Annotated in this window: 28 protein-coding genes; 22 read left to right on the forward strand and 6 right to left on the reverse strand. The window is 66.3% G+C overall.

Going from position 1 to position 26,536, the window contains the following annotated elements; translation table 11 throughout:
* Positions 1–37: 37 nt before the first annotated feature.
* Both CLM73_RS26320 and CLM73_RS26325 read right to left on the reverse strand, forming a co-directional pair.
* Complete coding sequence (locus tag CLM73_RS26320) at positions 38–847, reverse strand: AraC family transcriptional regulator (protein WP_105240943.1); 810 nt, start codon at positions 845–847, stop codon at positions 38–40.
* Complete coding sequence (locus CLM73_RS26325; RefSeq protein ID WP_105240944.1) at positions 844–1,743, reverse strand: LysR family transcriptional regulator; 900 nt, start codon at positions 1,741–1,743, stop codon at positions 844–846. Before CLM73_RS26325 ends, CLM73_RS26320 begins: the two co-directional genes overlap by 4 nt.
* 106 nt (positions 1,744–1,849) lie before the next feature.
* On the opposite strand from CLM73_RS26325, the gene CLM73_RS26330 reads away from it, so the two are divergent.
* Together CLM73_RS26330 and CLM73_RS26335 are read left to right on the forward strand one after the other, a co-directional pair.
* On the forward strand, positions 1,850–2,395 hold the full coding sequence (locus tag CLM73_RS26330; protein WP_105240945.1) for a GNAT family N-acetyltransferase: 546 nt from the start codon (positions 1,850–1,852) through the stop codon (positions 2,393–2,395).
* Positions 2,392–3,657, forward strand: coding sequence for an MFS transporter (locus CLM73_RS26335; protein WP_105240946.1), 1,266 nt, complete (start codon positions 2,392–2,394; stop codon positions 3,655–3,657). The genes CLM73_RS26330 and CLM73_RS26335 overlap by 4 nt, the downstream gene beginning before the upstream one ends.
* A gap of 441 nt (positions 3,658–4,098) precedes the next feature.
* Here the strand turns inward: CLM73_RS26335 and queC are convergent, their stop codons facing one another.
* Positions 4,099–4,818, reverse strand: coding sequence for a 7-cyano-7-deazaguanine synthase QueC (queC, locus tag CLM73_RS26340; RefSeq protein WP_105240947.1), 720 nt, complete (start codon positions 4,816–4,818; stop codon positions 4,099–4,101).
* Positions 4,819–4,985: 167 nt separating this feature from the next.
* On the opposite strand from queC, the gene ppc reads away from it, so the two are divergent.
* From ppc to CLM73_RS26360, 4 genes are all read left to right on the forward strand, one after another.
* Complete coding sequence (gene ppc, locus CLM73_RS26345; protein ID WP_105240948.1) at positions 4,986–7,835, forward strand: phosphoenolpyruvate carboxylase; 2,850 nt, start codon at positions 4,986–4,988, stop codon at positions 7,833–7,835.
* A 787-nt stretch (positions 7,836–8,622) separates the two neighbouring features.
* Positions 8,623–9,558 (forward strand): 3-hydroxyacyl-CoA dehydrogenase family protein, encoded by a 936-nt coding sequence (locus CLM73_RS26350; protein WP_105240949.1) that lies wholly within the window; start codon positions 8,623–8,625, stop codon positions 9,556–9,558.
* Positions 9,559–9,727: 169 nt separating this feature from the next.
* The gene (locus tag CLM73_RS26355) at positions 9,728–11,068 is read left to right on the forward strand and encodes a short-chain fatty acid transporter (protein ID WP_056559781.1); all 1,341 of its coding nucleotides are present in this window, start codon (positions 9,728–9,730) and stop codon (positions 11,066–11,068) included.
* Between the two features lie 27 nt (positions 11,069–11,095).
* A complete protein-coding gene (locus CLM73_RS26360; RefSeq protein WP_056559783.1) occupies positions 11,096–11,824 on the forward strand; it encodes an SDR family NAD(P)-dependent oxidoreductase in 729 nt (242 codons plus the stop codon).
* Between the two features lie 53 nt (positions 11,825–11,877).
* Here CLM73_RS26360 and CLM73_RS26365 read toward each other — a convergent pair whose 3' ends face one another.
* Positions 11,878–12,660: an IclR family transcriptional regulator gene (locus CLM73_RS26365; protein ID WP_105240950.1), complete on the reverse strand. Its 783-nt coding sequence runs from the start codon at positions 12,658–12,660 to the stop codon at positions 11,878–11,880.
* Positions 12,661–12,853: 193 nt separating this feature from the next.
* Here CLM73_RS26365 and CLM73_RS26370 point away from each other — a divergent pair, with 193 nt between their 5' ends.
* The 6 genes from CLM73_RS26370 to CLM73_RS26395 are packed head-to-tail and all read left to right on the forward strand — an operon-like array spanning position 12,854 to position 16,709.
* Positions 12,854–13,543 carry a 3-oxoacid CoA-transferase subunit A gene (locus tag CLM73_RS26370; protein WP_056559787.1) on the forward strand — a complete coding sequence of 230 codons (690 nt, stop codon included), beginning with the start codon at positions 12,854–12,856 and terminating at the stop codon, positions 13,541–13,543.
* Positions 13,540–14,184, forward strand: coding sequence for a 3-oxoacid CoA-transferase subunit B (locus tag CLM73_RS26375; protein ID WP_105240951.1), 645 nt, complete (start codon positions 13,540–13,542; stop codon positions 14,182–14,184). Before CLM73_RS26370 ends, CLM73_RS26375 begins: the two co-directional genes overlap by 4 nt.
* A gap of 60 nt (positions 14,185–14,244) precedes the next feature.
* A complete protein-coding gene (catC, locus tag CLM73_RS26380) occupies positions 14,245–14,520 on the forward strand; it encodes a muconolactone Delta-isomerase (protein WP_056559790.1) in 276 nt (91 codons plus the stop codon).
* Positions 14,521–14,532: 12 nt separating this feature from the next.
* Positions 14,533–14,829: a YciI family protein gene (locus CLM73_RS26385; protein ID WP_105240952.1), complete on the forward strand. Its 297-nt coding sequence runs from the start codon at positions 14,533–14,535 to the stop codon at positions 14,827–14,829.
* Positions 14,830–14,883: 54 nt separating this feature from the next.
* On the forward strand, positions 14,884–15,663 hold the full coding sequence (gene pcaD / locus CLM73_RS26390; protein ID WP_105240953.1) for a 3-oxoadipate enol-lactonase: 780 nt from the start codon (positions 14,884–14,886) through the stop codon (positions 15,661–15,663).
* Positions 15,664–15,668: 5 nt separating this feature from the next.
* Entirely contained in the window at positions 15,669–16,709 is a 1,041-nt protein-coding gene (locus tag CLM73_RS26395) for a cyclase family protein (protein ID WP_105240954.1), read from the forward strand.
* 94 nt (positions 16,710–16,803) lie between these two features.
* On the opposite strand, the gene CLM73_RS26400 is transcribed toward CLM73_RS26395, so the two are convergent.
* Positions 16,804–17,130: a PsiF family protein gene (locus tag CLM73_RS26400; RefSeq protein WP_105240955.1), complete on the reverse strand. Its 327-nt coding sequence runs from the start codon at positions 17,128–17,130 to the stop codon at positions 16,804–16,806.
* Between the two features lie 246 nt (positions 17,131–17,376).
* On the opposite strand from CLM73_RS26400, the gene CLM73_RS26405 reads away from it, so the two are divergent.
* Both CLM73_RS26405 and CLM73_RS26410 read left to right on the forward strand, forming a co-directional pair.
* Positions 17,377–17,718, forward strand: coding sequence for an FxLYD domain-containing protein (locus CLM73_RS26405; RefSeq protein WP_105240956.1), 342 nt, complete (start codon positions 17,377–17,379; stop codon positions 17,716–17,718).
* 185 nt (positions 17,719–17,903) lie between these two features.
* Positions 17,904–18,554 (forward strand): carbonic anhydrase, encoded by a 651-nt coding sequence (locus CLM73_RS26410; RefSeq protein ID WP_105241734.1) that lies wholly within the window; start codon positions 17,904–17,906, stop codon positions 18,552–18,554.
* A gap of 54 nt (positions 18,555–18,608) precedes the next feature.
* Here the strand turns inward: CLM73_RS26410 and CLM73_RS26415 are convergent, their stop codons facing one another.
* Positions 18,609–19,286, reverse strand: a complete 678-nt coding sequence (locus CLM73_RS26415) for a GntR family transcriptional regulator (RefSeq protein ID WP_105240957.1) — start codon at positions 19,284–19,286, stop codon at positions 18,609–18,611.
* 206 nt (positions 19,287–19,492) lie between these two features.
* Here CLM73_RS26415 and CLM73_RS26420 point away from each other — a divergent pair, with 206 nt between their 5' ends.
* The 8 genes from CLM73_RS26420 to CLM73_RS26455 all read left to right on the forward strand — a co-directional run bounded on the left by CLM73_RS26420 (position 19,493) and on the right by CLM73_RS26455 (position 26,534).
* Positions 19,493–20,287 (forward strand): SDR family NAD(P)-dependent oxidoreductase, encoded by a 795-nt coding sequence (locus CLM73_RS26420; RefSeq protein WP_105240958.1) that lies wholly within the window; start codon positions 19,493–19,495, stop codon positions 20,285–20,287.
* Positions 20,288–20,369: 82 nt separating this feature from the next.
* Positions 20,370–21,584 carry an ABC transporter substrate-binding protein gene (locus CLM73_RS26425; protein ID WP_105240959.1) on the forward strand — a complete coding sequence of 405 codons (1,215 nt, stop codon included), beginning with the start codon at positions 20,370–20,372 and terminating at the stop codon, positions 21,582–21,584.
* Between the two features lie 66 nt (positions 21,585–21,650).
* Complete coding sequence (locus CLM73_RS26430; protein ID WP_105240960.1) at positions 21,651–22,553, forward strand: branched-chain amino acid ABC transporter permease; 903 nt, start codon at positions 21,651–21,653, stop codon at positions 22,551–22,553.
* Positions 22,550–23,551, forward strand: a complete 1,002-nt coding sequence (locus CLM73_RS26435; protein WP_105240961.1) for a branched-chain amino acid ABC transporter permease — start codon at positions 22,550–22,552, stop codon at positions 23,549–23,551. Before CLM73_RS26430 ends, CLM73_RS26435 begins: the two co-directional genes overlap by 4 nt.
* On the forward strand, positions 23,548–24,312 hold the full coding sequence (locus tag CLM73_RS26440) for an ABC transporter ATP-binding protein (protein WP_105240962.1): 765 nt from the start codon (positions 23,548–23,550) through the stop codon (positions 24,310–24,312). Before CLM73_RS26435 ends, CLM73_RS26440 begins: the two co-directional genes overlap by 4 nt.
* Positions 24,305–25,024 carry an ABC transporter ATP-binding protein gene (locus tag CLM73_RS26445; RefSeq protein ID WP_105240963.1) on the forward strand — a complete coding sequence of 240 codons (720 nt, stop codon included), beginning with the start codon at positions 24,305–24,307 and terminating at the stop codon, positions 25,022–25,024. The genes CLM73_RS26440 and CLM73_RS26445 overlap by 8 nt, the downstream gene beginning before the upstream one ends.
* A gap of 19 nt (positions 25,025–25,043) precedes the next feature.
* Entirely contained in the window at positions 25,044–25,796 is a 753-nt protein-coding gene (locus CLM73_RS26450) for an SDR family NAD(P)-dependent oxidoreductase (RefSeq protein WP_105240964.1), read from the forward strand.
* Between the two features lie 9 nt (positions 25,797–25,805).
* Complete coding sequence (locus CLM73_RS26455) at positions 25,806–26,534, forward strand: SDR family NAD(P)-dependent oxidoreductase (RefSeq protein WP_105240965.1); 729 nt, start codon at positions 25,806–25,808, stop codon at positions 26,532–26,534.
* Positions 26,535–26,536: the final 2 nt, after the last annotated feature.

Consider the following 26,536-nt stretch of genomic DNA (forward strand, 5'->3'; position numbering starts at 1 on the left):
GCGGTCAGCCGACAGTCAGCCGGCCCGCTGACAGCCGTCAGGCGGACGCCACGCCGCGCGCCGCGAAGGCGCTTGGCGACTCCCCCAGCGCCTTGCGGAACATCGCCGCGAATGCGCTCGGGCTCTCGTACCCCAGGTCCAGCGCCACATCCAGCACCCGTTCGCCCCGAGCCAGCCGCTCCATCGCAGCCAAAAGCCTCGCCTGCTGGCGCCAGCGGCCGAACGTCATGCCCGTGTGACGCACGAAGAGCCGGTGCACCGTCTTGGGATCCACACCCAAATCCCGCGCCCAGTCCGCTGCTCCGTCCTGCCGTTCCGGATGCCGCACGATGGCGCGGCAGATGCGCGCAAGACGCGGTTCCGACGGCTGCGGCAGATGCAGCGGCAGCACGGGTTCCTGACGCAGTTCGTCCAGCAGCAGCATCATCAGCCGCCCGTCGCGCGTGTCCGGCGCCCAGTCCAGCGGCACCTCGGCCGCGGCCGCCATCAGTTCGCGCAGCAAGGGCGACACAGACAGCACGCAGCACTGCGCCGGCAAGTGCGCCGCCGCCCCCGGTTCGACGAATACAGTGCGCATGCGCGGTTCGCCGCTCATGCGGATGCCGTGCGATACCCACGCCGGCACCCAGACGCCGCGCGTCGGCGGCACGACCCAGATGCCCGCGTCGGTGTCCACCACCATCACGCCCGACATCGCATAAACGAGCTGTCCGCGCCGGTGGCGATGGCGCTTGACGCGGTGACCGTCCGGGTAATCCACGGCCAGCCCCGCCACCGGACGGCGCGAGGATTCGTAGGGATAGAGGTCGGGTTCGGCCATCGTCGGAACCTTGCGGGACACCGTCATGGCGTGCGCTCCCCCAACGCCAAGAGCGCGTCCTGCAGATGCCGCAGCCCGCGGCTGAGCGGCTTGTCGCGCCGCAGGACGATGGCCAGATCGCGCGACAGGCGCGGCGTCAGCGAACGCACTTCCAACGCGTCGCGCCGTCCCGCGCCCGATACCGCCAGCCGGGGCAATACCGCGCAGCCAAGTCCCGCGCCCACGATTTCCTTCATTGCCTCCGTGCTGCCCAATTCCATGATCGGCTTGGCCGCCACGCCCGCCGCCTCGAACCAGTCGTCCACCAGCCGCCGCGTGCGCGCGCCCGGCTCGAACAGCACCAGCGGCAGCCGCGCCAGCGACTGCGGCGTCACGACCTCGGGAATCGCGCCCGCATCGCGCGACGGAAAGATTGCCACGAACTCGTCCTCCATCACCGGCGTCGCCTGGAACATGCGGCCCGGCGCCGGCAGCGTGATCAGCACGATATCCAACGTATTGGCCTCCAGCCCCCGCAGCATGTCCGCCGTATTGCCCGTGCTGGCCACGATGTCCAGCGCCGGAAACCGCTGGCGCAGATCCGCCAGCACCGGCGGCAGCAGATAGGTGCACGCGGTGGCGCCCGTGCCGAGCCGGATCCGTCCCGACACCTGCGATGCATGCGACGACATCGCCTGCTCGGCCTGCGCCACGGCGCCGTCGATCGCGCGGATATGCGCCAGCAATTCCCGCCCCGCCGCCGTCGGCCCCGCGCGCCGCCCGACGCGTTCCACAAGCTTCAGGCCGAAACGCCGCTCCAGTTGGCGGATCTGCAGGCTGACCGCGGGCTGCGTCACGCCCCCGCGCTCGGCGGCGGCGGAAAAACTGCCCAGTTCGATGACCTGCGCAAACGTGCGCAAGTGGTCCAGATTCAAGCCGCGCATGGCTACACCAAAGTTTTACTTATGAAAATCATAATAGACCAAAGCTTTATTAATGATTTGCCTTGGCTCACACTGGCGTTTTCGATCAGCCACCCCCGGCCCTTCCATGTCGCCCCATTCGCCCACCGTCCTCATCCGCGACAGCGCGGAAGCCGATCTGCCCGCCATCAAGACCATCTACGCGCACCACGTGCAGCACGGCACTGCGTCCTTCGAACTGGAGCCGCCCTCCATCGCCGAGATGCGCCAACGCCGCGCCGGCGTGCTGGAAAAGGAGATGCCCCACCTCGTCGCCGAGATCAACGGCGAAGTCGTCGGCTACGCCTACGTCACCGCCTACCGCCCGCGCCCCGCCTACCGGCACACCGTTGAAGACTCCGTCTACGTCAAGGCCGGCCGCGCCGGACTGGGCATCGGCGGCAAGCTGCTCGCCGCATTGGTCGAGCGCTGCACCGCCGCCGGCTGGCGCCAGATGCTGGCCGTGGTCGGCGACAGCCGCAACGCCGCCTCGCTCGCCCTGCACGCCAGCCAAGGCTTTCACCCCGTCGGCACGCTGCGGTCCGTGGGACACAAGCACGGCGAATGGCGCGACACCGTCCTCATGCAGCGCAGCCTCGGCGAAGGCGACACCACGCCCCCGCAACGCCCATGATCCGCCCCCGCGCCGTCATCTGCCTGGGTCTCACCCAGCTCGTCGGCTGGGGCGTCACCTTCTACCTCATCGGCGCCCTCGGCCCGGCCATGACCGCCGACCTGGGTTGGAGCACCGCCACCGTCTACGGCGGCTTCTCCGCTGCCATCGTCGTCATGGCCCTCGTCTCGCCCGCCGCCGGCGCCGCGGTGGACCGCTGGGGCGGACACCGCGTCATGCCCGCCGGCGCCGTCCTGTCCGCCCTGGGCTGCGCCCTGCTCGCCATCACCCATACGCACGCGCTCTATTTCGCCGCCTGGGCCGCGCTCGGCGTCGGCATGCGCCTGTGCCTCTACGACGCCGCCTTCGCCGCGCTGGCCCGCGCCGCCGGCCCCGCCGCGCGCCGGCCCATGTCCCAGATCACCCTCTTCGGCGGCCTGGCCTCCACCGTCATGTGGCCCGTTGGCCACTTCCTGGCCGAATGGCTGGGCTGGCGCGGCGCCGCCCTCGTCTACGCCGCGCTCGCGCTAGCCACCGTCCCCCTCTACCTGGCCCTGCCACGCCGCCGCTACACCGCATCCGCCACCGACCCCGGCAAGCCCTCCACCGGCCTCACCCGCACCGCCGCCGAACGCCGCCTGGCCGGCATCCTGTACGCCGTCATGGCGATGCTCACCAACTTCCTGGCCGCCGGCAACGCCGCCCACCTCTTCTCACTGCTGACCGGCCTGGGCCTGACCACCGCAGCCGCCGTCACCGTCGCCGCCCTGTGGGGCATCGGCCAATTCGCCGGCCGGTTAGGCGACGTCCTCGTCGGCGGCCGCCTTCATCCGCTGACGCTCAACCTGGCAGTGGCCCTGGCCCTCCCGCTGTGCTTCCTGCTCGCCCTCGTCCCCGGCGGCAACCTCTACGCCACCGCCGCCTACACCCTGCTCTACGGCGCCTGCAACGGCCTCATGACGATCACCCGCGGCACGCTGCCGCTGGCGCTGTTTGACTTCCGCAGCTACGGCGCGCTGGTTGGCGCGTTGCTGATTCCCAGTTTTCTGCTCACTGCTGCGGCGCCGGTTGCGTATGCGTTCGTCATCGAGTGGCAAGGCGCGCATGCAGCCATGATGGCGTCCGCAGCGCTCGCAGCAGTCATTGCTGCGGCGGCGTTGATGCTGAGATGGAGATTTATCGGGCGGGTGAATGAAGCGGCAGTGACGGCGGCCGTCACACCTGGCGTTGCGCCGACGGAGCCACGCGCGAAGCGTCATCACCAACCGCAAGACACCGCGTAAGCCCCACCAGGCCGCCCGCGCGGCCGTCGTGGGGCGGGCCCCGCAAGACGCTTCAAACCCGCACAACAGCAGGCAAGAACCTCAAGAACTCGATTCGCCCCAGCGCCCGCCAAGCTGAAACCACCAGAGCCCGGCGTGTCGTCGGCCTGGGGTGCGCGGGGCGTGTAGATGCGCCCGAGGGAATCTGAAGGCAGTCGCCGAAGGCGACAACGAAGATGACGAAGGGGCAGTCCGGAGCGAAGGCTCCGGACCGCAATCGTAGCCCCGCGCACCCCAGGCCGACGACGCGCCGGGCGTCTAAAGAACCAGCCCAGACCGCCGAAACAACGAGCGCCTCAAGAACCAACCCCATGGCACCAAAGCGGCCAAAACTTCAAACCACAAACCAATACGAAACCGTCAACGCTTCCACCTTCCAAGCAGCAGAAAATGACCGGCAGCTCACCCCTCAGCCGCCGAAGCCACCACCCACTTCTCCCACCCGATCTTCCTCAGCTTGCAAGCCGGGCACTCCCCGCACCCATACCCCCAATCATGCCGAGCCCCCCGCTCCCCGAGATAACACGTATGGCTTTCCTCGACGATCGTCTCCACCAACGCATCCCCACCCAGCGCATAAGCCAACGCCCAGGTCTCGGACTTATCGATCCACATCAACGGCGTCTCGATCGTCACCCGTGACCCGAGCCCCAACCCCAACGCCACCTGCTGCGCCTTGATCGTGTCATCCCGGCAATCCGGATAGCCGGAGAAATCCGTCTCGCACATCCCCCCCACCAGCACATCCAGCTGACGCCGATACCCCAGCGCCGCCGCCAGCGTCAGGAACAGCAGATTGCGCCCCGGCACAAACGTATTCGGCAAGCCATTCGCCTGCATCTCGATCGCCCGGTCGCTGGTCATCGCCGTATCGCCCACCTGCCCCAGCACCTTCAGGTCCAGCAGATGGTCCTCGCCGAGACGCGCCGCCCAGTCCGGAAAATTGGCCCGGATCTCACGCAGCACATTCAACCGCGCCGACAGTTCGATGTGATGCCGCTGTCCGTAATCGAACGCCACCGTCTCCACATGCGCATAGCGTTCCAGCGCCCAGGCGAGACAAGTGGTGGAATCCTGCCCGCCCGAAAACAGCACGAGCGCGCGACGTTGATGATTTTGCATAAAGGGGGCTTCTGGAATGACGAAGGGATACCCCGCACTTTAACCGAGCAAACCGCCTCCCCCGTAAGGAACGCTGCGTAAAATCGACCGATCATTTTCAAGGTTTGCCCGCAACGCCCGCTTCGATTCAATCCCCTTCCAACAGCCGTCAGACGGATCCCCGCACGATGAATGCCAAGCGCACGCAGTCCGATTCCGCAGAACCCTTGCGTCACGATATCCGGCTGTTAGGCCGGCTGTTAGGAGAAGTCATCGAAGAATGCGAAGGCAAGCGCGTCTTCGACACCATCGAGACTCTGCGCCGCACCGCCGTCAAATTTCGCCGCGAAGGCGACGACGCCGACAGCAAACTGCTCGAACAGCGCGTCAAACGCCTGCAAGGCAGCGACCCCAACTCCGTCGCCCGCGCCTTCAGCTACTTCCTGCACCTGGCCAACATCGCCGAAGACCGCGACCAGAACCGCCGCCAGCGCGCCCGCGCCCTCACCGACGGCACGCCCGCGCGCGGCAGCCTGCGAGAAGCCATTCAGATTCTCAGCGGACAAGGCGTCGGCGTCGCGCGCATCCGCCGCCTGCTGGCCGAGGCCTGCGTCATGCCCGTCCTCACCGCGCACCCCACCGAAGTCCAGCGCAAGAGCACCCTCGACGTACACCGCGAAATCTCCACCGCCCTCGCGCAACGCGAAGCCCAGCTCACGCCCGACGAGCTGGCCGAACTCGACACTGCCCTGCTCGGCCGCGTCGCCACTCTGTGGCAGACCCGCATGCTGCGTTACACGCGCCTGACCGTCGCCGACGAAATCGAAAACGCGCTCTCGTACTACCGCAGCACCTTCCTGCAGGTCATCCCGCGCCTCTACGGCGACCTCTCCAAGCTGCTCAACCGCGAATCCGCCAAGCCCTTCGCCGCCCCGCCGCCGCCGCTCGAACCCTTCCTGCGCATGGGCAGCTGGATCGGCGGCGACCGCGACGGCAATCCGAACGTCGACGCCGCCACGCTGGAACGCGCCCTCCTGCGCCAGGCCACCGTCCTCTTCGAACACTACCTGCAAGAAGTCCACGCCCTCGGCGCCGAACTCTCCATCACCACCCTGCTCATCGCCGCCGACCCCGAACTGCTCGCGCTCGCCGAGCGCAGCGGCGACGACTCCCCCCACCGCCGCGACGAACCCTACCGGCGCGCCCTCGTCGGCATCTACGCCCGCCTGGCCGCCACCGCGCTGCGCCTGACCGGCCAGAACCTCGCCCGCCGCAGCACCGTCGCCGCCCCCGCCTACGACGCCCCCCAAGAGCTTGCCGCCGACCTCGCCGTCATCGCCGCGTCGCTCGGCGCGCACCACGGCGCCCCGCTCGCCAAACTGCGCCTGTCCGGCCTGCAGCAGGCCGTCGAGGTCTTCGGTTTTCACCTGGCTACCGTCGACCTGCGCCAAAGCTCAGACGTCCACGAAGCCGCGCTCGCCGAACTCTTCTCGCGCGCCGGCGTCACCCACGACGGCAAGCCCCTCGACTACCTGGCGCTATCCGAAGAACAACGCGTCGACCTGCTGCGCGCCGAACTCGCGCAGGCGCGCCCGCTCGCATCGCCCTGGATCGCCTACTCCGAAGACACCACCCGCGAACTCGCCGTCCTGCGCGCCGCCGCCGCCGGCCGCGCCCGCTACGGCAAGCAGGCCGTGCGCCAGACCATCGTCTCGCACACCGAAACCCTCAGCGACCTGCTCGAAGTCATGGTCCTGCAGAAGGAAGCCGGCCTCATCGCGCCCGCCGGGCAGGACATCCCCGCCGAAGACGGCCTCATGGTCGTGCCCCTCTTTGAAACCATCCCCGACTTGCAGCGCGGCGCCGACATCATGGCCGCCTGGCTCGACCTGCCCGAAGTCCGCCAGCGCGTGAAGCTCGCGCAGAACGGCGCGCAGGAAGTCATGCTGGGCTACTCCGACAGCAACAAGGACGGCGGCTTTCTCACGTCCAACTGGTCGCTCTACCAGGCCGAACGCGCACTCGTCGACGTCTTCTCCACCCGCAACGTCCGCCTGCGCCTCTTTCACGGCCGCGGTGGCTCCGTCGGACGCGGCGGCGGCTCCAGCTTCGACGCCATCCTCGCCCAGCCTCCCGGCACCGTCGCCGGCCAGATCCGGCTGACCGAACAAGGCGAAGTCATCCAGAGCAAATACAAGGACGCCGAAGTCGGCCGCTGGCACCTTGAACTGCTCATCGCCGCCACCCTCGAATCCAGCCTCGCCCCGCGCGCCGAAGCCACCAGCGCCGAAGACGCCCACATGGCCCACCACGGCCCCGCCATGTCCTTCATGTCCGACACCGCCCAACGCACCTATCGCGGCCTCGTCTACGACACCCCCGGCTTCGCCGAATACTTCTTCGCCGCCACCCCCATCAGCGAAATCGCCGGCCTGAACATCGGCTCGCGCCCCGCCTCCCGCAAGAAAGGCCAGCGCATCGAAGACCTGCGCGCCATCCCCTGGGGCTTCTCCTGGGCCCAATGCCGCCTCATGCTCACCGGCTGGTACGGCATGGGTTCGGCCATCGAGGCCTACCTCGAAACCGGCGCCCCCGACGCCCCCCGCTCCCGCCGCGGCCGCCTTGCACAACTGCGCGAAATGGCACGCGACTGGCCCGCCTTCCGCACGTTGCTTTCCAACATGGAAATGGTCCTGGCCAAATCCGACCTCGCCATCGCGGCCCGCTACGCCCAGCTCGTCCCCCAACGCGCTTTGCGCGAACGCATCTTCGGCGCCATCAGCGCCGAACACGGCCGTACCATCGCCATGCTCAAGCTGCTGACGCAACGCGAACTGCTCGCCGACAACCCCACGTTGCAGATCGCCCTGCGGGAACGCTTCGCTTACATCGACCCGTTGAATTACCTGCAGGTTGACCTCATCCGGCGGCATCGCGCGGTGCAGAAGAATCCCAACGCGGAGGTCGACAAGCGGGTGCAGCGCGCGATTCATCTGACGATCAACGGGATCGCGGCGGGGCTGCGGAATTCGGGATAAGAACCCTTGGCGTGGAGACGAGCCGTGGGTGTTGGTTGGCGCCGGCAGGATCGCAGCTTGCGGCCGGTGTCAGACACCCGGCCACGTCGCGCAGACTCAAGCGGCGGTGCGTAGGGGTGTCAGACACCTGAGAGCATCTGCATCTCGGCGGCCGTCAGGCACCAAGAAGACTGCGCCAGCGCGAAGCGTCATCGCACCGACGCAAGACACCGCGTAAGCCCCGCCAGGCCGCCCGCGCGGCCGACGCGGGGCGGGCACCGCGAGACGCTTCAAACCCGCACAAGCACAGGCAAGAACCTCAAGAACTCCACCCGCCCCCGCGCCCGCCAAGCTGAAACCACCGGAGCCCGGCGCGTCGTCGGCCTGGGGTGCGCGGGGCGTGTAGATGCGCCCGAGGGAAATCGAAGGGAGCCGAAGGCGTACGAGATTGACGAAGGGGCAGTCCGGAGCGAAGGCTCCGGACCGCAATCGGAGCCCCGCGCGCCCCAGGCCGACGACGCGCCGGGCGTCAAAAGAACCCCGCCAACCGCAAGCCCGCAGCCAGCGCCCCACTCAGCCAACCCCCACCGTCCACCCACCGAACACCCCCACCCCCCATTTGTCCACCCCCAGCAACTTTTAGTACTATCCCCACAGAAATTCTATACACGCACAAATGTTCGTATATAGAACACAAAGATTTTTCTGGCCAAGCGCGCACAGAAAGGCACCCCGGACGAGACAGCATCACCCCTGGTCCCCGCGTGCCCGCCTGCAAGCAGCAGCCGCAAGCACCAAGCGAGCCATCATGGACACTCCCCTCAAGAATCTCGCCGTCATCGGCGCAGGCGCCATGGGCAGCGGCATTGCCGCGCTGTTCGCCTCGAAGGGACTCGACGTCGTTCTGATTGATCCCGTCGAAGGCGCCCTGGAACGGGCCCTGAAGACCATCGAACGTCAGCTCAACGTCTACGCCCCCGGCGAAGTCCAGCAAGCCATCCAGCGCATCCGACTGGAACCCGGCTTGGAAGCCGCCGCCACCAGCGACCTCGTCATCGAAGCCGTCCCGGAAAACCTTGACCTCAAGCGCGGCATCTTCGGCAAACTGGACACCCTGTGCCCCGCGCACACCATCTTCGCCACCAACACCTCCGGCCTGTCGATTAACGCCATCGCCACCGCCGTCCAGCGCCGCGACCGCTTTGTCGGCACCCATTTCTTCACCCCTGCCGACGTCATCCCCCTCGTCGAAGTCGTCCGCAACGACGACACCGCCGAGGACACCGTCGCCAAAGTCATGGCCACCCTGCGTTTCGGCGGCAAGCGCCCCGTTCTCGTTCGGCAGGACATCCCCGGCTTCATCGCCAACCGCATCCAGCACGCCCTCGCCCGCGAAGCCATCTCCCTGCTGGAGAAAGGCGTCGCCAGCGCGGAAGACATCGACGAAGTCGTCAAGTGGAGCCTGGGCATCCGCCTCGCCCTGTCCGGCCCGCTAGAGCAGCGCGACATGAACGGCATCGACGTCCACTACGCCATCGCCAGCTATCTGTACAAAGACCTCGAAAACCGCACCGAACCCTCCGACCTGCTCAAAAGCAAAGTCGACAGCGGCCACATCGGCGCCAAGAGCGGCCAGGGCTTCTACACCTGGAGCCCCGAACGCCGCGAACGCGTCCTGCGCGAAAAAAGCGCCGCCCTCGGCGAACTGGCCGCGTGGCTGAACGGCAAAGCCAGCGGCTCCTGAGCCGTTCTCAAGCATTCACAAAAAGCGCGGCGGCCAAGACCGACCGCGCCATCGGGCCACGAGCCCACCCACACAAAGAAAAGCAATCGTCCGACACGCCCGCATCGTCACCCGATCACGCGCGCCGCCGGACATCAGAGAACCGCCTTACGGAGTTGTTGGAGGCACCATGAATAAACTGGCTTCATTCTTTACCGAGCTGATGCGCAAGTATCTGCCCGATCCCTTCGTCTTTGCGATCGCGCTGACCCTGCTCACCGTGCTGCTCGCCATGGGCATCGAAGGACAAGGCATCGGCGACGTCACCCGCGCCTGGGGCAAAGGCTTCTGGAGCCTCTTGGCCTTCACCACCCAGATGGCCGTCATCCTTGCCATGGGTTACGTGCTGGCCACCGCGCCGCTGACCGACCGCCTGCTCAACCGCATCGTCAGCCACGTCCACAAGCCGCACACCGCCATCATCGTCGCCACCCTGGTCGGCGGCGTCGGCAGCTACCTGAACTGGGGCTTTGGTCTGGTCATCGGCGGCATCGTCGCCAAGAAGCTGGCCCTGAAGGTCAAGGGCGTCCACTACCCCCTGATCATCGCCGCCGCCTACAGCGGCTTCACCATGTACGGTCTTGGCCTGTCCGCCAGCATCCCCGTGCTTGTCGCCACGCCCGGCCACCCCACCGCCGCGCAGATGGGCACCATCCCCCTGTCGGAAACCATCTTCTCCGTGCCCATGCTGCTCACCAGCCTGGTCATCATCATCACCCTGCCGCTGCTCAACGCCTGGCTGCACCCCAAGAAGGGCGAGGCCATTGTCGAAGTCGATCCCAACATCGACCGCGACGCCAACGCGTCCAACGCCGCGGAAGACATGCTCGAAAAGGGCACCATCGCCTCCAAGCTCAACAACAGCCGCCTGCTCAGCATGCTGATTGGCGCGCTCGGCGTGGCTTACGTCGTCTTTCACTTCATGGACGGCGGTTCGCTCGACCTGAACCTCATCAACTTCATCATCCTGTTCCTGGGCATCATCCTGCTCGGCACGCCCGCCGCCTACGTCGCCAAACTGACCGAAGGCATCAAGACCATTTCCGGGATCATCCTGCAGTACCCGTTTTACGCCGGCATCATGGCCATCATGGCCGCCTCGGGTCTGGTCACCACGATTTCCGCGGTCTTCGTCGACGTCGCCACGCCTGAAACCCTGCCGTTCTGGGGCCTGATCAGCTCGTTCGTCATCAACTTCTTCGCGCCGTCCGCCGGCGGCCACTGGGTCATCCAGGGTCCGTTCATGATCGACGCCGCCAAGGAAATCGGCAGCGCGCTCAACCAGACCACCATGGCCGTCATGCTGGGCAACGCCTGGAATGATCTGGTGCAACCCTTCTGGATCCTGCCGGCGCTGGCCCTGTCCAAGCTCAAGCTGCGCGACGTGATGGGCTATACCGTCATCATGATGCTGTGGGTCGGCGTGATCCACATCACCGCAGTATTGGCATGGGGCTATTTGACCCATTGAGTTCTTGAACACTGAACGGAAACCGATATGACCAAACCCACCGCATATCTCGTCACCGGCGGCAGCGCCGGGATCGGCGCCGCCATCATCCGCATGCTGCTCGATGCCGGCCACAAGGTCGTCAACATCGACTACAAGCTGCCCGAGAATCCGCCGGCGGGTCTGGTCTCGTATCAGGCCGACCTGACCGACGAGGCGCGCACGCAGGAAGTCGCGCGCGAAGTCACCAGCGCGTTCAACATCGTCGGTCTCGTCAACAACGCCGGCGCCACGCGGCCCGGCACGGCCGACACCGCCACGCTGGCGGACCTGGACTACGTCGTCAATCTGCATCTGCGCACCGCGCTCATCCTGGTGCAGGCCGCGCTGCCCGCCATGCGCGAAGCCGGCTTTGGCCGCATCGTCAACATGTCGTCGCGCGCCGCGCTGGGCAAGCCGGATCGCGTGGTCTATTCGGCCACCAAGGCCGGGCTCGTGGGCCTGACCCGGACGCTGGCCATGGAACTGGGCGGCGACGGCATCACCGTCAACGCCATCGGCCCCGGCCCCATCGCCACCGACCTCTTCACCAAGAGCAATCCGGCCGGCGCCCCGCAGACCGAACGCATCATCAACAGCATCGTCGTCAAGCGCCTGGGCACGCCCGAAGATGTCGCGCGCGCCGCGATGTTCTTTCTGTCGCCCGACAACGGGTTCGTCACCGGCCAGATGCTGTATGTCTGCGGCGGCACGACGCTCGGCGTCGCGCCCATCTGAGCGCGGCCGCCATGTCCGCCCCGACCAACATCTCTGCCGCCCGCAGGCGTTGCCTAGCGGCGCAGCAGCGCGTGGTTGATCTGGTCGGCGGCGCGGCGCAGCGGCGGCAGAAAGGCTTCCAGCATCGCCTCGCGCGAGAAACGGTTGGCATGACCGCTGACATTCATCGCGGCGATCACGCGGCCGCTGCGGTCGATGATGGGCACCGCCACCGATTGCAGGCCGGGTTCCAGTTCCTGCGCCACGCAGGCGTAACCGTCGGCACGCACGCCGGCCAGCACGCGCTTCAATTCGGCGATGTCGGTGACGGTTTCCGCCGTATAGGTCTGGATCTGGCTCATCGCCAGCACCCGGTCCAGCTCAACTTCCGGCAGGCCCGCCAGCAGCACACGGCCCATCGACGTCACCCACGCCGGCAAGCGGCTGCCCACGGCCAGATTGATCGTCATCACCTTATGGGTCGACAGGCGCAGGATGTACACGATGTCGGCGCCTTCCAGCACCGACACGGAGCAGGACTCGCGCGTCAGCTCGGCGACTTCTTCCATGTAGGGCAGCGCCAGGTTCCACAGCGGCGTGCCCGACAGATAGGCGTAGCCCAGTTCCAGGATGCGCGGGGTCAGCGAGAACTTGCGGTCGTCGGCCGTGACGTAGCCCAGGTGTTCCAGCGTCAGCAGGATGCGGCGCGCGCCGGCGCGGGTCAGGCCCGTCACCGCGGCCACCTCGGACAGCGTCATCTGCGAACGGTCGGGGCCGAAGGCCCGGATCACCGACAGGCCGCGCGCGAAGGACTGCACGTAACTGTCGCTGGGTTGCTGGGGATCTTGCTCGGCCATCCGTCTGGTTCCACGAGTAAAAGGCCCGCCGCGGCGAGCCTGCGTTGCCCCTTGCGGGCGACTCCGAACGATGGAGATTGCGGCGTGCGGGCTTGCCTTGACGCCTTCGCATTCCCCATGAAACGATGTTCTTCAGAAGAACGAAAGTTCGAAAGAAGAACAAATTATGACACGCCACCTATGAGCGAACATCATGATCTCTAAGACTGTTGCAAGCGCTGCCGCCGCCCTGGCGGACGTCCCCGATGGCGCCACCGTCATGATCGGCGGCTTCGGCACCGCCGGCCAGCCCATGGAACTGATCGACGCCCTGCTTGAACAGGGCGCCAAGGACCTGGTCATCATCAACAACAACGCCGGCAATGGCACCACGGGCCTCGCCGCCCTCTTGGGCGCCAACCGCGTGCGCAAGATCATCTGCTCGTTTCCGCGCCAGGCGGACTCGCAGATCTTTGACGGCCTGTACCGCAGCGGCAAGCTGGAACTGGAACTGGTGCCCCAAGGCAATCTGGCCGAGCGCATCCGCGCCGCCGGCGCCGGCATTGGCGCGTTCTTCACGCCCACCGGCTACGGCACCCCGCTGGCCGACGGCAAGGAAACCCGCGAGATCAACGGCCGCCAGTACGTGCTGGAGTATCCGCTGCACGCCGACTACGCCCTGATCAAGGCCGAACGCGGCGACCGCTGGGGCAACCTGGTCTACCGCAAGACCGCCCGCAACTTCGGTCCCATCATGGCCAGCGCCGCGCGCGTGGCCGTGGCGCAGGTCCGCGAGATCGTCGAACTGGGCGAGCTCGACCCCGAAACCGTCGTCACCCCCGGCATCTTCGTCAAGCGCGTCGTGCAGATCGCAGGCCAGCAGGCCGCCAAGGAGCAGCAATGAGCACCAAACTGACCCGCGACCAGATCGCCGCCCGCGTCGCGCAGGACATTCCTGAAGGCGCCTACGTCAACCTGGGCATCGGCCTGCCCACGCTCGTCGCCAACCACCTGCCCGCCGGCCGCGAAATCATCCTGCACACCGAAAACGGCATGCTGGGCATGGGCCCCGCGCCCGCCAAGGGCGAGGAAGACTACGACCTCATCAACGCCGGCAAGCAGCCCGTCACCGAACAGCCCGGCTGCTCGTTTTTCCATCACGCCGATTCGTTCGCGATGATGCGCGGCGGCCATCTGGACATCTGCGTGCTGGGCGCCTTCCAGGTCTCGCAGCATGGCGACCTGGCCAACTGGCACACCGGCGCGCCCGACGCCATCCCCGCCGTCGGCGGCGCGATGGACCTGGCGATCGGCGCCAAGGACGTCTTCGTGATGATGGAACTGCAGACCCGCGAAGGCCAGAGCAAGCTGGTCGAAGCCTGCACGTATCCGCTGACCGGCGTGCGCTGCGTGTCGCGCGTGTACACGGACGTTGCGGTGTTCGACATCAACAAGGATGGGGTGACGGTCACCGACATCTTTGGCGATATGACCGCCGATGAGCTGCTGCGCCTGACCGGCCTGCCGCTGAAGTTCGCGAACTGAATTCCCTTAATTGCCATTACACCGCCCCGCGCGCCGGGGCGGCATCATGGAGAGTCCATCATGTTGTTCATGGTTCAAATGCAGGTCAATCTGCCCGTCGACATGCCCGCCGAACGCGCGGACAAACTGAAGGCTGACGAAAAGGCCCTGGCGCAGCAGCTGCAGCGCGATGGCAAGTGGAAGAGCCTGTGGCGCGTCGTCGGCCGCTACGCCAACGTCAGCATCTTCGACGTCGAAAACAACGACGAACTGCACACGCTGCTGTCGTCGCTGCCGCTTTTCCCGTACATGGATATCGAAGTCACCGCGCTCGCGCGCCATCCCTCGGCGATCTGACAGGAGCCTCGCATGCCCTACATCATCGAAACCTTCGACAAGCCCAACCACCAGGAAATGCGCCAGCAGCACCGCGCCAAGCACCTGGAATACCTGGACGCCAACAAGCAGTTGCTGCTGGCGTGCGGCGCCAAGCTGCAGGATGACGGCAAGGATGCGGGCGGCGGGCTGTACATCGTCGATGTCGACACGCGCGAAGCCGCGCAGCAGTTCATCGACGCCGATCCGTTCGCGCAGGCCGACCTGTTCGACCGCGTGACCATCACCCGCTGGCGCAAAGCCTACGTCGACGGCGTCTGCCACCTGTAATACCCACGCGGCCGCCTGCTTGCGCGGCCGCGGCTTTCCCCAAAGGAATTCCCCATGGCTTACGCCGATCTCAGCCAGGCACGGCTGTTCTACGTCATCGATGGCCCCGCCGACGCGCCGGTGCTCGTGCTCTCCAACTCGCTGGGCACCAACGCCGACATGTGGGCCCGCCAGATCCCCGAACTGACCCGCCACTTCCGCGTGCTGCGCTACGACACCCGCGGCCACGGCAAGTCGTCGGTTCCCGAAGGCGACTACAGCTTCGAGCAGCTGGGCAACGACGTCGCCGAACTGCTGGCCCACCTGGACATCAAGCGCGCGCACTTCTGCGGCCTGTCGATGGGCGGCCCGACCGGCCTGTGGCTGGCGTTGGCGCGCCCCGAACTGGTCGGCAAGCTGGTCCTGTGCAACACCGCCGCGCGCATCGGCTCGGCCGAAGGCTGGAGCACCCGCATCGCCGCCGTGGCCGAGCAGACGCTTGAAAAGATGGCGCCCACGCTGGTCGAACGCTGGCTCACCGACGGCTACCGCGCCGCCGAGCCGGGCCTGACGCAAGTGCTGATCGACATGCTGCGCCGCACGCCGGATGCCGGTTACGCCGGCAACTGCGCCGCGCTGCGCGACGCCGACTTTCGCGAGCAGGTGTCTTCCATCACGGCCCCCACGCTGGTCATCAGCAGCACGCACGACCTGGCCGCCACGCCCGCGCAAGGCCAGGAACTCGCGGCCGCCATCCCCGGCGCGCGCTATGTCGAATTGAACACCTCCCACATCTCGAACTGGGAGCAACCGGAAGCCTTCACCCGCGCGGTCGTCGACTTCCTGACGGAGTAAGCCGCATGCAACGCTGGAAGCATCGGCCCGAAGGCTCCAACTGGGGCGACTTCGGGCCCGACGACCAACTCGGCCGCCTGAATCTCATCACCGAAGAACAGGTCTTGAAGGGCGCACGCGAGATCCGCGCCGGCAAGACTTTCTGCCTGTCGCTGCCGCTGGACCTGCCCGGCGGCAACGTGCTCAACCCGCGCCGCCATCCGCCGCAACTGAGCCCGACCAGGCTCAAGGACACCCCGTACCTGAACTTCCCGTTGAAGAACGTCAATCCCGACGCGCTCGACGTGCTGAGCGACGACCAGGTGCTGCTGTCGATGCAGTACTCGACGCAATGGGACGCGCTGGCGCACGTCGGCGCGTTGTTTGATGCCGATGGCGACGGCACGCCCGAGCTGCGCTACTACAACGGCTTTCAGGCGGGCGTGGACGTCGTGGGACCCAACGATAGCGACCACACCGGCTGCGGCTGCAACAGCGGCGGCCCGTCCGCCGCGCTGAAACTGGGCGTCGAAAACCTGGCGCAGAAGGGCATGCAGGGCCGCGGCGTGCTGGTCGACCTGTTCCGCCATTACGGCCCGGGCCGCACGCTGATCGGCCATGCCGAACTGATGCACGTGCTGGAAACGGATGGGATCACGGTCGAGCGCGGCGACATGCTGGTGCTGCGCACCGGCTACGCCGAAGCCGTGGTCGCCATGAACGGCACGCCCGACCCCGAAGTGCTGCACACCTACGGCGCCGCGCTGGATGGCACCGACGACGCGCTGCTGCAATGGATCACCGATAGCGGCATCGCCGCCATCTGCGCCGACAACTACGCCGTCGAGGCCTACCCCGCCCGCGAAAAAACCGGCGCGCGTCCCATGCTGCCGCTGCATCACCACTGCCTGTTCAAGCTGGGCCTGCCGCTGGCGGAGCTGTGGTATCTGAAGGATCTGGCGGACTTCCTGTTTGCCAACGGCCGCCACCACTTCATGCTGACGGCGCCCCCGCTGCGCCTGCCCCACGCGATCGGATCGCCGGTCACGCCGATTGCAACGGCGTGAGGTGCTTGGGTCCGGTGTCAGGCACTTGACCGTATCCGTCGCCGGGCCAATGAAAAACGCCAGACATCGTCTGGCGTTTTCTCTTGCCGGTCGCTCACCCCTTCAAGCAGGTGCTCATGAACGTCTTGCGCGCGTCGCCGGCCAGTTTCTGTTCCGCGGCCTTGGCATTGCAGTCCTTCATCTTCTGCTGCTGCGGCGTCAGTTGCTTGGCCGGTTCCTCGCCTTTCAGGCAACTGCTCATGAAAGCCTTGCGGTCGTCGCCCTTCTTGCCCTCGGCGGACTTGTTGCAGTCCGACATGCGCTGCTGCTGCGGCGTGGGCGTCTTGGCGGTTGCGGGAGCGGCGGGGGTCTGCGCCTGCGCGCCGGCAAAACATGCGGACAACAGAATGGCCGAAGCCAGCTGACTGGTACGGGAAAGCATGAGTTCCTCCCTTGAGCGCCCCCAAGCGCAATGGCACGCGCAACGCGGGCGGCACGGTCCGCCGGCCAAGGCGCCGGCCCGGTCATCATCGGACAAACCCCCAGCATTCGCAATATCCGCCGCAACCTGTTACCCATTCATCCATCTGGCCCGTTGTATCCCCGCCCGGAAAGGAGTGAGATACGCATACCCCGCGCCGCGAGGCCCTGCCACAATCGCCGCCGCGGACTGCATCAGGAGACCACCATGAAGAATCTCGCCCTTGCCGCGCTCGCCGTGCTGGCCGGCCTGTCCGGCGCCGCCGCCGCGCAAAGCCTTGCCTACGGCATCACCCTGGGCAATGTGCAGGCCGTGCGCGACAGCACCCGAAACGTCTCCACGATTACCGGTTTTCTTGCCAACCAGTCCGAGCGCCCCGTCAACAGCGTCCTCCTGACCTACGTCCTGTATGACGCGCAGAACCGCGAGATCGGCCGAGTCAGCGAAGACGTCGTCGGCCCCTTTGCCCCGGGCCAGATCAAGGTGGTCAAGGCCATCACGCCCTTGGAATTCACCCGCGTGACCGCGCTGGACGTGGCCGCCCGGTAGGGCCGCCCGCCGTTCGATCGCCTCCCAAAAACCCTTTTGTAATCAGGGTCTAGACAGGTGGCTCTCAGGCCAGTTATGGGAAAATCCCGTCTGCCGACTCGATAAAAGGGGCTTCCACACGAAGCCCCTTCTTGCGTATGCCGGCGCGCCAGCAAGCCTGGCCTCGATACTAGGACGTGAAGATCATGTTTCCCAAAAGACTCTCCGAAGGCTATCAATCTTTCCTGGACGGCCGCTTCCAGACGGAAAGCAGCCGTTATCAAAAGCTGGCCGAAATCGGCCAAAGCCCGGAAATCCTGATCATTGGATGCTGCGACTCGCGCGTGTCGCCCGAAGCGATCTTTGATGCCGGCCCCGGCGAGATGTTCGTCGTGCGCAACGTGGCCAACCTTGTGCCGCCCTGTGACCCGGACTCGGAATCGTCGTACCACGGCACCAGCGCCGCGATCGAGTTCGCGGTCAACGGCCTGAACGTCAAGCACATCGTCGTGCTGGGCCACGCCTCCTGCGGCGGCATCCGCTTCTTCTTCGACGACGCCACGCCGCTCAGCAAGAGCGATTTCATCGGCAAGTGGATGTCGCAGATCGAACCCGTCGCCAAGGGCATGTCGCCGGATACCGGCGACCGCCAGGCCAACCTGAAGCGCCTGGAGCTGGCCACCGTCGCGCACAGCCTGAACAACCTGATGACGTTCCCGTCCATCCGCCGCCGCGTTGAAAAGGGCGAGCTGGAACTGCACGGCGCCTACTTCGGCGTGGCCACCGGCGTTCTGTTCCTGCGCGATCCGGATACCGGCGAGTTCAAGCCCTGCCTGGAAACGGGTATTACGGAATAAGTCGCGCGGGCCCGCGGCCTGCGCCACCTGCCTGCGCCAGGCGCACCGGATCGTTCAGACCCGGTACGCCTGGGCAAGCCGCTCGTAGTTGTTTTTCAGGATGATGCCGGCGTAGTACACATGCTCGCGCATCAGGTCCTCGGCCCGCGCCCCGTCGCGGGCGATGATGGCGCTCACGATCCGATGGTGATCATCGTGCGAGCGCAGGATGATCCCATGGTCTTCCCACAGGATGATCCGATCCGACGCATAGGGAATCGCCTGCGCCTGCGTTGCGAACCTCCTGACCCACGGATTGCCCGCCGCCTCCAGAATGCCGTTGTGCAAGGTGATGTTGACCTGCTGATACGGCAGGTGGTCTTCGGGCAGCAGTTCGCCCTTGGCAAGAATCCGGTCGCCCTCGTCCAGGCAATTCTTCAGCACCGCCACCGCATCGTTTGACAGCCCGCGCTGCGCCGCCTGCCGGCACGCCAGCCCCTCCAGGGCGGCCCGCACCTCATAAGCCGCCACGATCTCCCCGATGTCGTATGCCCGCACGGTATAGCCGCGCTTGGGCAGGTGTTCAAGCAGGCCTTCGTTGCCCAGCGTAGCGAGCGCCGCGCGCACCGGCGTGCGCGACACCCCCAGCTTTTCGGCCAGCGGGATTTCTTCCAGTCGCGCGCCGGGGCTGAATTTGCCGTGCAGCACCCAGTCCCGCAGCGTGTCCGTGACATGTTGAGATAGCGTATCCATGGCCGGATTGTATACATGAAGAATACATACGGCGACTCGCCTTCGACCCTCATTCGGGATTTTCTTAGTGCGTCTGCCGTAAATCAAACGACGTTCAGGGTAAGCACCTATACCTACGGTCTCGCCATGTATACATAATCGCAAAAAATCAGACAGGCGGCCGGCCTCATACCCAGGCTGATCGGCACGCCACGCAAGGAGACAGCATGACCAATGTATCCAAGCCGGCCGCCGCCGGCCCGGCGCCCCGACTCGCGCTCGTCACCGGCGGCGGCGGCGGCATCGGCGCAACGATCTGCCGCGAGCTGGCACAGGCCGGCCTGCGCGTGGTGGTGTCGGACGTGGACGCCGGGCGCGCGCGGCGCGTCGCCGACGAACTGGGCGCGCCGCATGCCGCTCACGCCTTCGACGTCAGCGACGAAGCGGCCGTCGAAGGCGCGTTCGAGCAGATCGAAAGCCAGCATGGCCCCATCGCGGTGCTGGTCAGCGCCGCCGGATTGCTGCTGTTCCAGGAGAACGGTGAGCGCCCTCTCATCAAGGACACGTCGCTCGACATCTGGGAACGCAGTTTTGCCGTGAACGCGCGCGGCGTGTTTCTTTGCGGACGCGCGTACCTGCGCCGTCGCGAGGCCACACCACTGGCGCATGGCCGGATCGTCACCTTCACGTCGGTCGCCGCGCAGCTTGGCGGCTACCGCTCAAGCGCCTCGTACATCGCCGCCAAGTCCGCCGTTCTCGGCCTGACCAAGGCGATGGCCCGGGAAGCCGCGCATCTCGGCATCACAGCCAACGGCATTGCGCCGGGCCTGATCGACACCGACATGCTGCGCAGTACCGTCACCAGCAGTGGTGCGCTGGCAGCGGCCGCCCAAGCCATTCCGTTGGGCCGCATCGGCTCGGCGGAAGAAGTGGCAGCCGCCGTGCGGTTCCTGGTATCGGAAGACGCGGGCTACATCACCGGCAGCGTCATCGACGTGAACGGCGGATATCGCATGCAGTAAGGGTTACGGGCGGCATGGCCGTCAGCGCAGCAAGAGCGTCATCCACCAAAGACGCGCACTTAAAAAGAACGGGAGACAAAGCATGAACCAACGTAGTCGCTATGCGGCCGCTGCCGCACTGTGCGCCATGGCCTTGTCGGCCACCGCGCAGGCGCAGCAGGAACCGGGGATCACGGACAAGACCATCAAGATCGGCGTCTTTGCGCCGCTGTCGGGCAGCGGCATGGCCTACGGTTTCGACGTGCTCAATGCCGCCAAGATGTGGTACGCCAAGGTCAACAAGGAAGGCGGGGTGAACGGTCGCCAGATCGAGCTGGTCATCGAAGACGACCGATGCAACGCCAACGATCTCGTCGCCGCCGTGAAGAAGCTGAACGAACAGGACAAGGTCTTCCTGTTGAACGGCGGCTCCTGCTCGGCAGCCGTCGTCGCATCGCGCGAATACATCGAGCGCGAAAAGGTGCCGCTGGTCATGCTGAACGCCTCCGGCGACGGCGCGCTTTACCCGCCGTCCAAGTACATCTACGGCGCCTTCTCGATCTCGCAGCACGCCGTCGGCGGGTCGATGGTGCAGTTCGCATCGGAACACCTGAAGGCCAAGAAGATCGGCTACATCAATCACGACGACGCGTACGGCGGCTGGAACCTGGAAGCCGCGCAGGCTCAGGCAAAGCAGCTTGGCGATCCGGCGTTGCAGGTGCAGTCGGTCAATTCCAACATCACCGACGTGACCGCGCCCATGCTGAAGATCCGCGCGGGCAATCCGGACGTCCTGCTGCTGACCACCTATGCGCGCCCCGCCGCCCTCATCATCAAGAAGGCGCACGAACTGGGCTGGAACAAACCGATCGTGCTGGCGGTCAACGGCACGGCGGACCTCAAGCAGCTCGTGGAGAACGTGGGCAACAAGGACGCCTTCAAGAACGTCTACATCCAGGACGTGCTGGCCGACCTGCCGGGCGGCCCGAAGCTGACCTGGGTGTACGACATGTACAAGCAGTCCTATCCCGACCTGGCGGCCAAGCCCGGGCATCCGCAGTCCTACATGCCCTACGGCATTCCGCCCGCCATGGCGGTGGTGAACGCGTTGAAGGCCGCCGGCCCCCAGCCCACACGTGAAAAGGTGCTGCAGGCGCTGGAAACCATGAAGTTCGACTCCGGCGTCATGGCAGGCCCCATCGAGTTCGGCCCCGGCGACCGCGCCGCGCAGGAAGCCGCCATCTACATCAAGTTCGACGGCACGAACATGACCCTCGTGCCGGGCGCCTTCAAGAGCACCTGGCAGTACCAGAAGTAACCCGCGGTCCATCATGGGCCATGCCCGCGCGATGGCGCAGCATCGCGCGGGCTGCCGGAGAACATCATGAGCTTTGCCGATACCTGGTTGTTCCTGCAGCAGGGGGTGCTGTCGGGGCTGGTGACGGGCAGCGTGTATGCGTTGCTGGCCGTCGCCGTCGTCATTATCTTCAAGACCACCGATGTACCGAATTTCGCCCAGGGCGAGATCTTCATGGTGGGCGGCTACATCGCGCTGTTCCTCATTCTGGTGATGGGATGGCCCTACCTGGCGGTCATTCCGGTCACGCTGGTCGGGGTGGCCGTCCTGTCGGGCCTGTTCCAGCGCGTCGTCATGGAACGCGTCATCGCGTCCAAGGGCGTGGGAGTGCAGATGGTCATCGCCACGCTCGGCCTCGCGTACGCCCTGAAGGGACTCGTGCGCACGTCGGGCTTGGGCGATACCCCGCGATCCCTGCCGCCGCTCGCATCGACCGATGCCGTCATCATCGGCGACGCCGTGCTGACCCGGCTTGACCTCTTGATCTTTGCCGTCGCGGTCACCGTCATGCTGCTGCTCTTTGGCATGTTCACCTACACGCGCGTGGGCCGGGCCATGCGCGCCGTGGGCATGAACCCCAAGGCGGCGCGGCTGACGGGCGTGAACCTGACTCGCATCCGCATGATGGTATGGGCGCTGTCGGGTCTGATCTCAGCCATCGCCGCGCTGCTCATCACGCCGAAGATCCTCATCACGCCCGACATTGGCCACATCGCCATCCTGGCCTATGCCGCCGCCATCGTGGGCGGCATCACCAGCCTGCCGGGCGCGGTGGTCGGCGGATTCGTGATCGGCATCGCCGAGAACCTGGTGGGGCTGTTCATTTCGACCAACGCCATCGTGGTGGCGCCGTTCGTGGCGATCATGGTCGTGCTGCTGCTACGCCCGCAAGGGTTGCTGGGCGGCAAACTGCAGGTGAAAAAAGTATGAGCAACAAGATCGATCGAATCCTGCTGGCGCTCATGGCTGTCGTGCTCGCGGCGCTGCCGTTCATGGCAAGCGGTTATGTCATCTACGTCGTCAATTTGCTGATGGTGTTCGTGGTGCTGGCGCTGGGCCTGCATCTGGTCATCGGCGAAACCGGGCAGTTTGCGTTGTCGCACGCGGCCTTCTACGGCGTCGGCATCTACACGGCTGGCCTCATCAACAATCTGTGGCATCCGCCCTTCTTCGTCTCCATCATCGCGGGCGGACTGCTGGCCGCCGCGCTGGGCTACCTGATCGGCGCACTTGCGCTACGCATGCGCGACATCTATTTGGCCCTGTCCACGTTTGCGTTTGGTGAAGCGATGCAGTGGGTGTTCCTGAACTGGCAATCAGTCACCAACGGGTCCAACGGATTCCGCATCTCTCCCGCCACGCTGTTCGGTTACGAACTGGTATCGGACGTAAAGGCCTACCCCTTCGTCGTCGTGATCGCCGCGCTGCTGCTGTGGGCCACCGTTGCCTTGTCGCGCTCGCAACTGGGATCCGCGTTTCGCGCCGTACGCGAAAGCGACATTGCGGCGCAGGCGATGGGCGTGAACGTCAACGCCATCAAGCGCACCGCGTTCACGCTGTCGGCCGCCTACGCCGGCATCGCCGGCGGCATGTACACGCTGTTCGCGTCGTTCATCCATCCGGAGAGTCTGGGATTCCAAACGACCATCCTGATCCTGACCATGGTCGTGGTCGGCGGGATCGGTTCCGTGCGTGGCGCCATCGCCGGGGCCCTGGCCTTCGGGTTGATTTCGGAACTGCTGCGCCAGGCACTGTCCTTCCAGGAAATCATCTACGGCTTCATCCTGATGGGCTTCATGATGTTCGCGCCCAAGGGCCTGTTCGCCGGCCGCGCGGCCCGTCGCGCGCCGCCGCCGGCAGCGCCCTTGCCCGCAGCATCGCGGGCGGCCGCCACTGCGTCCAAGTCCCCTCAAAGGAGCGCGGCATGAGCACCCATCCCTACCTGGACGTGCAAGGCCTGACGGTGAAGTTCGGCGGCCTGACCGCCATCAACGGGTTGTCCATGCAGGTGGAGCGCGGCCGCATCCATGCGCTGATCGGCCCCAACGGCGCCGGCAAGTCGACGACGTTCAACTGCATATCGCGCTACTACCGTCCCACGAGCGGCAGCATCACGTTCAACGGCGCCGACATCACGGGCAAGAAGCCGCACGAGATGGCGGCGCTGGGCGTGGCGCGCACCTTCCAGAACCTCGAACTTTTTGGCGCGCTGACCGTGCGCGAGAACGCACTGCTGGGCACGTACGCGCACGGCGCGAACAGCGCGGGCAAGTTGCTGCGGCCCGCCGCGGCCGAGGCACGGGAGCGCGTGGAACATCTGCTGGAGCGCGTCGGCTTGGCCGACTTCCTGGATACGCCTGCGTGCAGCCTGGACTTCGGGCGCCAGAAGATGCTGGAGCTGGCACGCGCGCTGGCGATTTCGCCGCAGCTGCTGTTGCTGGACGAACCCGCCGCGGGGCTGCGCAATCGCGAAATCGAAACGCTGGACCGGCTGTTGACCGAACTGTGCGAACGCGACGGCATCACCGTGCTGCTGGTGGAACACGTGATGCAACTGGTGATGTCGATATCGGATCGCATCACCGTCATGTCGTTTGGCGAGAAGATCGCCGAGGGCACGCCCGGGGAGGTGCGCAGCAACCCCCGCGTCATCGAAGCCTATCTGGGCAAGGGAGCAGCCGGTGGCTGAGATTCTGCTGGAAGTCGATGCGGTGTCGGCCGCCTACGGCAACATCCGCGCACTGCAGGACGTATCGCTGAAAGTCCCGCAAGGCGCCATCGTGGCGCTGCTGGGCGCCAATGGCGCGGGCAAGTCCACGACGTTGAACGTGATCTCGCGCCTGGTCTCGCCCACGGCGGGCGCCGTGCGTTTCGCAGGCGAACCCATCCATCGCCTGTCCGCCGACGCGGTCGTGGGCCGCGGCATCGTGCAGGTGCCGGAGGGGCGCGAGATCTTCCGCGAGATGAGCGTGCGCGAGAACCTGGAAATGGGCGCCTACCTGCGCCGCGACCGCGCCGCGGTCCGGCAGGACATGGACATGGTGTGCGACACCTTTCCACGCCTGCGCGAACGCTTCGAGCAAAAGGCCGCCACGCTCTCCGGCGGCGAGCAGCAGATGCTCGCGACCGGCCGCGCCATGATGGCGCGGCCTCGCATGATCCTGATGGACGAACCCTCCATGGGGCTGTCGCCGCTGGTGGTCGAGCAGATCTTCGACATCATCCTGCGGCTGAACCGCGAGCAGGGCATCACGATTCTGCTGGTGGAACAGAACGTGAAACTGGCGCTATCGGTGTCCAGCCACGCGTACATCCTGGAAAACGGCGAGATCGCGCTCGATGGGGAATCCGCCGCGCTCGCCAGCGACGAAGGCGTGCAGCGCGCCTATCTGGGCGCCTAGGCGCAAAGAGGAAAGAGCCATGATCTCGATGCAAGACAAGCGCGTCCTCGTGACGGGTGCCGGGCGCGGCCTGGGCGCCGCCATTGCGCAGGGCTTCGCGCGCCAAGGCGCGCAGGTGATCGTGACCGACGTGGACGCGGCGCTGGCCACCGCCTCGGCGCAAGCCATCATTGCGGGCGGCGGCCATGCCGCGCATGCCGCGCTGGACGTGACTGATGCGCAGGCCGTGCGCGCCTTTGCCACCGGCTGCGCGGCCCGCCACGGGCCGCTGGACATCCTGGTCAACAACGCCGGCATCTCGGCGCGCGCGCCGTTCGACGATCCGCATACGCCCGAGATCTGGGCGCGCGTGATGCAAGTGAACCTGCAGGGCACGTTCAACGTCACGCATGCCTTTGTCGAGCAGCTCAAGGCCACGCGCGGCGCGATCGTCAACCTGTGTTCCATCGTGGCCTATGGCTGCGGCATTTCGACGGCGGGCTACGTCGTATCCAAGGGCGGGGTGCGCTCGTTCACGGAAGTGCTGGCCCGTGATCTCGCCCCCTACGGCGTGCGGGTGAACGCCGTGGCGCCCGGGCTGATGGAAACCGAGATGACCGCCGGGCAGCGCGCCCAGGCGAACGGCACCGACTGGTACATGGGACGCGCGCCCATGGCCCGCGCTGGGCGCGCCGACGAAATCGTCGGCCCCATCCTCTTCCTGGCCTCGGACCTGGCCAGCTATGTCAATGGCGTGGTGCTGCCGGTGGACGGCGGCTATCTGGCCGTTTAAGGAGAAATCATGAGTCTGGGTACGGCGTTGGTCACGGGCGGTGCAAGCGGCATGGGCCTGGCGATCGTGGAACGGCTGGCGAGCGACGGCTTTCGCGTCGTGATGGCCGATCGCAATGCGGCGCTGGCGGACAAGGAATCACGGGCGCTGGCCGACCGGGGACTGGACGTCGACCATCGCGTCGTGGACCTCGCCGACGAGGCTGCCACGCGCGAACTGGCGCGGTCATTGCCGCCGCTGGCCGCGCTGGTGAACAACGCTGGCCTGTTTGACGAACGCACGTTCTTCGACGTGACGAGCGATGACTACCGCCGCGCCTTCGACGTCAACCTGCTGGCGGTCGCCACGCTGACGCAAGAGGCGGCGCGCGCCATGCAGCCGGGCGCCAAGATCGTGAACATCGCGTCGCGCGCCTATCTGGGCGCCAAAAATCACCCGCATTACGTCGCGTCGAAAGCGGCGCTGGTCGGCTACACCCGCGCATCCGCGATGGAGCTGGCCGGACGGGGCATCCTGGTCAACGCCATCGCCCCCGGCCTCATCGACACGCCATTGCTGCGCAACCTGACGCCGGAGCGCATGGCCGCGCAGCTGGCCCTGCAGCCCACCGGCCGCGCGGGCCGGCCGCAAGACATCGCCAATGCCGTGTCCTTTCTGGCCGCGCCGCATATGGACTTCATCACGGGCCAAGTCATCTTCGTGGATGGCGGCAAGTCGCTGGGCGGCTCGGGAGCGTAGGC

The organism is Achromobacter spanius (assembly GCF_002966795.1).
GTDB classification, from domain to species: Bacteria; Pseudomonadota; Gammaproteobacteria; order Burkholderiales; family Burkholderiaceae_B; genus Achromobacter; species Achromobacter spanius_D.

Bases quoted from the DNA above. Each gene is read 5' to 3' on its own strand.
- CLM73_RS26450 (WP_105240964.1), top strand. From the start codon at position 25,044: ATGATCTCGATGCAAGACAAGCGCGTCCTCGTGACGGGTGCCGGGCGC.
- queC (WP_105240947.1), bottom strand. From the start codon at position 4,818: ATGCAAAATCATCAACGTCGCGCGCTCGTGCTGTTTTCGGGCGGGCAG.
- CLM73_RS26440 (WP_105240962.1), top strand. From the start codon at position 23,548: ATGAGCACCCATCCCTACCTGGACGTGCAAGGCCTGACGGTGAAGTTC.
- CLM73_RS26325 (WP_105240944.1), bottom strand. From the start codon at position 1,743: ATGCGCGGCTTGAATCTGGACCACTTGCGCACGTTTGCGCAGGTCATC.
- CLM73_RS26415 (WP_105240957.1), bottom strand. From the start codon at position 19,286: ATGGATACGCTATCTCAACATGTCACGGACACGCTGCGGGACTGGGTG.
- catC (WP_056559790.1), top strand. From the start codon at position 14,245: ATGTTGTTCATGGTTCAAATGCAGGTCAATCTGCCCGTCGACATGCCC.
- pcaD (WP_105240953.1), top strand. From the start codon at position 14,884: ATGGCTTACGCCGATCTCAGCCAGGCACGGCTGTTCTACGTCATCGAT.
- CLM73_RS26425 (WP_105240959.1), top strand. From the start codon at position 20,370: ATGAACCAACGTAGTCGCTATGCGGCCGCTGCCGCACTGTGCGCCATG.
- CLM73_RS26420 (WP_105240958.1), top strand. From the start codon at position 19,493: ATGACCAATGTATCCAAGCCGGCCGCCGCCGGCCCGGCGCCCCGACTC.
- CLM73_RS26355 (WP_056559781.1), top strand. From the start codon at position 9,728: ATGAATAAACTGGCTTCATTCTTTACCGAGCTGATGCGCAAGTATCTG.
- CLM73_RS26385 (WP_105240952.1), top strand. From the start codon at position 14,533: ATGCCCTACATCATCGAAACCTTCGACAAGCCCAACCACCAGGAAATG.
- CLM73_RS26375 (WP_105240951.1), top strand. From the start codon at position 13,540: ATGAGCACCAAACTGACCCGCGACCAGATCGCCGCCCGCGTCGCGCAG.
- CLM73_RS26370 (WP_056559787.1), top strand. From the start codon at position 12,854: ATGATCTCTAAGACTGTTGCAAGCGCTGCCGCCGCCCTGGCGGACGTC.
- ppc (WP_105240948.1), top strand. From the start codon at position 4,986: ATGAATGCCAAGCGCACGCAGTCCGATTCCGCAGAACCCTTGCGTCAC.
- CLM73_RS26430 (WP_105240960.1), top strand. From the start codon at position 21,651: ATGAGCTTTGCCGATACCTGGTTGTTCCTGCAGCAGGGGGTGCTGTCG.
- CLM73_RS26330 (WP_105240945.1), top strand. From the start codon at position 1,850: ATGTCGCCCCATTCGCCCACCGTCCTCATCCGCGACAGCGCGGAAGCC.
- CLM73_RS26405 (WP_105240956.1), top strand. From the start codon at position 17,377: ATGAAGAATCTCGCCCTTGCCGCGCTCGCCGTGCTGGCCGGCCTGTCC.
- CLM73_RS26360 (WP_056559783.1), top strand. From the start codon at position 11,096: ATGACCAAACCCACCGCATATCTCGTCACCGGCGGCAGCGCCGGGATC.
- CLM73_RS26335 (WP_105240946.1), top strand. From the start codon at position 2,392: ATGATCCGCCCCCGCGCCGTCATCTGCCTGGGTCTCACCCAGCTCGTC.
- CLM73_RS26435 (WP_105240961.1), top strand. From the start codon at position 22,550: ATGAGCAACAAGATCGATCGAATCCTGCTGGCGCTCATGGCTGTCGTG.
- CLM73_RS26400 (WP_105240955.1), bottom strand. From the start codon at position 17,130: ATGCTTTCCCGTACCAGTCAGCTGGCTTCGGCCATTCTGTTGTCCGCA.
- CLM73_RS26455 (WP_105240965.1), top strand. From the start codon at position 25,806: ATGAGTCTGGGTACGGCGTTGGTCACGGGCGGTGCAAGCGGCATGGGC.
- CLM73_RS26365 (WP_105240950.1), bottom strand. From the start codon at position 12,660: ATGGCCGAGCAAGATCCCCAGCAACCCAGCGACAGTTACGTGCAGTCC.
- CLM73_RS26320 (WP_105240943.1), bottom strand. From the start codon at position 847: ATGACGGTGTCCCGCAAGGTTCCGACGATGGCCGAACCCGACCTCTAT.
- CLM73_RS26410 (WP_105241734.1), top strand. From the start codon at position 17,904: ATGTTTCCCAAAAGACTCTCCGAAGGCTATCAATCTTTCCTGGACGGC.
- CLM73_RS26395 (WP_105240954.1), top strand. From the start codon at position 15,669: ATGCAACGCTGGAAGCATCGGCCCGAAGGCTCCAACTGGGGCGACTTC.
- CLM73_RS26350 (WP_105240949.1), top strand. From the start codon at position 8,623: ATGGACACTCCCCTCAAGAATCTCGCCGTCATCGGCGCAGGCGCCATG.